At 42.5% G+C, this 2,537-nt stretch carries 3 protein-coding genes; all 3 read right to left on the reverse strand.

The window, feature by feature from the left end; translation table 11 throughout:
• Positions 1-28: 28 nt before the first annotated feature.
• From G589_RS0117530 to G589_RS0117540, 3 genes are read right to left on the reverse strand one after another with little or no spacing between them, the layout of a single operon-like run.
• Positions 29-457 (reverse strand): IS1096 element passenger TnpR family protein, encoded by a 429-nt coding sequence (locus tag G589_RS0117530; RefSeq protein ID WP_035776584.1) that lies wholly within the window; start codon positions 455-457, stop codon positions 29-31.
• Position 458: 1 nt separating this feature from the next.
• Positions 459-677, reverse strand: a complete 219-nt coding sequence (locus G589_RS0117535) for a hypothetical protein (protein ID WP_026523012.1) — start codon at positions 675-677, stop codon at positions 459-461.
• A gap of 11 nt (positions 678-688) precedes the next feature.
• Complete coding sequence (locus tag G589_RS0117540) at positions 689-2,392, reverse strand: IS1634 family transposase (protein WP_026523013.1); 1,704 nt, start codon at positions 2,390-2,392, stop codon at positions 689-691.
• Between the last annotated feature and the right edge of the window lie 145 nt (positions 2,393-2,537).

Raw genomic sequence — 2,537 nt, forward strand, 5'->3', positions numbered from 1 at the left:
TGTGAACTTCCTCTATAATTAACTCTCGTTACTCATCTTCGTCTTCTTCATCGTCCCACTCATCCCAATCAGGATACTGCTCAACACTTCCAACAGCCTTAAGCAGTGTCGGTGGTTTCTTTCTTGATTCTTCCTCAATCTTCTGAACGTGTATTGTGAACATCCAGTCATCACCATAATCGTAATGCAAAGAAAAGTTCTGTCCTTTTACCAGTTTGATCTCATCGATGGCTATGTCAGTTGAAGGACTACCATCCTCTGGATCATACTGATAACTGTACTCGCTGTACATTCTATTATCCATGCAGAATTCATACAGATGCTCATGGATAAAGTCATATGATTCCAATATAAATTCACACAGCCTGTCCAGGGTATCTTTTCCGGAGATCTCCATTGTACGATATGTTGTTCGCCCCTGTCCTGCCGGATAGACTTTCAATGTGTATCTTGACATGTCACAAATCCGCCTTTCCCTTTAAGAAATCTAATACCTCATCAACACTGCGCTTACTTTTCAGAAACGCTTCCGTGATCTTCTTCACTGCTTCCCGTCGCTCTTCTTCCTGAAGCTGTTTGTATGTTTCTTTTTCCTTTTCCAGTTGCTCTGACATTTTCAGGATCTTCTCCTCCTGTCTCTTCAATCTGGTTTTTATATCTGCCTTACCTCTTGCCATATCTCTTCTCCTCATTCCGTGATCACGTCAAGTTGCTTTGAGAGCATTCCTGCTTCTTTTTTTACTGTCGATGCATTCAGGTTGAACGCCTGCAGGATGTCTTTCTGCGTCGCTGTTATCGCATGATCCAGTCTGTACACACCGTCCATCTGTCGGATGATCTCTATCTTGTCAAGTTCCTTTAACGCAGCCGGGACGGTCATGTAGTTCTTCTTTTTTTGAAGTTCCTGCATCCTGTCCTTAAGACAGGTATAGATCTTGTTGCGGATGATAAGCGCTACGAATTCGATAAATATCTTTGCATGTGTTGGCTCATCATGATAAGTTCGCATGGTGCGTTCGCCAAGATAGGACTTGTCCCCACGGAACAGCTTCTCCGATGCATCTCTGCTTTTATAAAGATCCAGCGCTTCGGCAGCTGTCATTTCTCGCGATGTTATTATACAGAAGTATCCGCACAGCTTTATGGCCTGAGATATCGCATTCTTCTTCTCTCTTACCATCTGCAGAACCTGATCCGGTTTACCTTCGTGGTAGTAGATCGGGTCAAAGAATTCCGTATACCGGTTATCTATTTTTACATTCGTTCCCTTTAAGGATTCGAGATATTCTTTTTGATCACGTATTTCACTGTTTAGTTTTGCTCTTTCTTTCGCCTTTCTGTAATCGCTGTAGTAGATATGAAAATATCGTTTTTTCTCATCTGTCGGGAACAGCTCTGATTCCACCGTGATGCCGCTTACGTCATAATAGGGCATCGTTGCTTCCCATTCATCCTCAAATGTCCCTTTGTTTTCCAGAACGAGCTTATTTACGAGTTCCTTGCATCCCTTTACCATGATGATGAAATCGTATCCGTTCTTATCCATAAACCTGATGTTCGGTTCACTGAAGTATCCTCTGTCAAGGATAAATCCAGCATTCTTATATCCGTATGCCGCAGCCTTCTCAAGCATGAACTGCAGCTGTGAAACGTCATTTATGCTCCCCGGATACGCTTCGTAAAACAATGGTAGCCGATTGTTCCTATCATATGCAATGGAGTAGTTATATATCGGTTTCTTCTGCTTGTCCTTCTCGTGACCAAACTCTGCAAGTTCTATGTCTCCGGCCTGACAATGCTTGTTCGTAGAATCATATGATATATATATTTTTTCCCTGTGATTCCTCTTGCCATTCCAGTCATTCTGGAACTCTATGCTGTCATCCCTTGTTATCTCCCTTAAGAATGACGATATCTTCGAATCACTATAAATCTTCATCGAATCAGTGAACAGCGGGTGGTTAAACGCATAATCAGGATAATACTGGGCTGCATTGTTTTCCGCCACGATCACGTATGCCGCCAGATCAAGAAACAATCCGGCATCCTTCCCGATAATCTTGCATATCTCATCATCAAGCTTATAATGCTCGATAATTTTCTTGATGACGACGTATGCGCCAATCTTCAGGCACCCGCTCCGGTTCGAGACTGGAAGCTCTTCAGGCAGTTCTGCATCCGGAAAGAACTTTAGATAATTCCCATTCGGATACATCCTTGTAACGTCATCTTCGCATATCTTTCCTATGGATGTGGTCTGAGGAACGGTATATCCCTTCTTGGGATCATACCTCCGCCCATGCTCGTAGTAAACATACTTTGTTCCCTTTATCGGCTTGTGCGATATGCCGTTTCCAACAGCCGGTGTTTCTACCGTTATATTAAGATACATGGCTCCTCCTGACGAGTGTTAATTAACTCATTATTATGATACCATATATCCAGGTTGCATGCAATAAAAACGCCGATTTTAAGCCTTTTCTTTGATAATTATCTCATCATTGTCCAACGAGTGTTAATTATCGTGGAAGTTCACA

The organism is Butyrivibrio sp. VCB2001 (assembly GCF_000423965.1).
Classification (GTDB): Bacteria; Bacillota; Clostridia; order Lachnospirales; family Lachnospiraceae; genus Butyrivibrio.

Excerpts from the sequence above, each read along its gene's own strand:
- G589_RS0117540 (WP_026523013.1), bottom strand. The coding sequence starts at position 2,392 with ATGTATCTTAATATAACGGTAGAAACACCGGCTGTTGGAAACGGCATA.
- G589_RS0117530 (WP_035776584.1), bottom strand. The coding sequence starts at position 457 with ATGTCAAGATACACATTGAAAGTCTATCCGGCAGGACAGGGGCGAACA.
- G589_RS0117535 (WP_026523012.1), bottom strand. The coding sequence starts at position 677 with ATGGCAAGAGGTAAGGCAGATATAAAAACCAGATTGAAGAGACAGGAG.